This is a genomic window from Micrococcus luteus (assembly GCF_022664405.1).
Classification (GTDB): domain Bacteria; phylum Actinomycetota; class Actinomycetes; order Actinomycetales; family Micrococcaceae; genus Micrococcus; species Micrococcus luteus.
Map to the genome: position 1 here is coordinate 1 of NZ_JAKRLB010000045.1, position 1,198 is coordinate 1,198.

General features: G+C 55.9%; 2 rRNA genes (1 of these 2 cut by a window edge). Both read right to left on the reverse strand.

Annotation, left to right across the window (positions count from 1 at the left end):
• Positions 1–632: ribosomal RNA gene (locus MF605_RS11830) — 23S ribosomal RNA — on the reverse strand; the annotation flags it as partial.
• 437 nt (positions 633–1,069) lie between these two features.
• Positions 1,070–1,198: ribosomal RNA gene (locus MF605_RS11835) — 16S ribosomal RNA — on the reverse strand (it continues 1,090 nt past the right edge of the window).

A 1,198-nucleotide genomic window follows, 5' to 3' on the forward strand; every position in this document is an offset into this window, starting at 1 on the left:
CACAAGGAGGCTCCAACGGTTTGTAGGCACATGGTTTCAGGTACTATTTCACTCCCCTCCCGGGGTACTTTTCACCATTCCCTCACGGTACTGATCCGCTATCGGTCAACAGGTAGTATTCAGGCTTACCAGGTGGTCCTGGCAGATTCACACGGGATTCCTCGGGCCCCGTGCTACTCGGGCAACCCTCCAACAGCGGCGGAACACATTTCGACTACGGGACTCTCACCCTCTACGGTCCAGCATCCACACTGGTTCGTCTATATGCCCGCACCTCACTGCGCCATGCCGGCAGACATGACAAGGAGGGGCCCACAACACCGCACATGCAACCCCTGCCGGGTATCACACACATACGGTTTAGCCCCATCCGCGTTCGCTCGCCACTACTAACGGAATCACTTTTGTTTTCTCTTCCTGTGGGTACTGAGATGTTTCACTTCCCCACGTTCCCTCCACCCGGTCTATGTGTTCAACCGGGGGTCACACGACACGTCGTGCGGGGTTTCCCCATTCGGAAATCCTGGTCTCAACGTCCGGTTATCGACTCCACCAGGCTTATCGCAGATTCCCACGTCCTTCTTCGGCTCCTGTTGCCAAGGCATCCACCATGCGCCCTTGGAAACTTTCACACACAATGAAAGTCCTCAAATGAGCAATATCTAACTAAGATGTCATTCTCGGCATCACCACACCTCACACACCACCCCAGGGGGAACAGTGCGATCAACGATGCAGCAACAAAAAATAAGATGCTCGCGTCCACTATGCAGTTCTCAAACAACAACCCACACCCCATCCACCAACCCTCAAGGCCAGCTTCACAAGATACGGACACCAGAAACAACAACCCCAACCCTCACAGGTCAGGGCACCTGCTGTTCCAGGACCCAACAGTGTGCCAACACCAGCCCGCAGCCACCAACACCACCCATTCCAACCACACCCTCACAGGCATGACGTACTCGAGCACTGCCGGCACCACCACTGGCACCATTCGTTGATGTTCCACCCATGAGCAACCCGCCATCACACACGCGGTGATGCAACGGGCACTGATGCTCCTTAGAAAGGAGGTGATCCAGCCGCACCTTCCGGTACGGCTACCTTGTTACGACTTAGTCCCAATCGCTGGTCCCACCTTCGACGGCTCCCCCCACAAGGGTTAGGCCACCGGCTTCGGGTGTTACCAACTTTC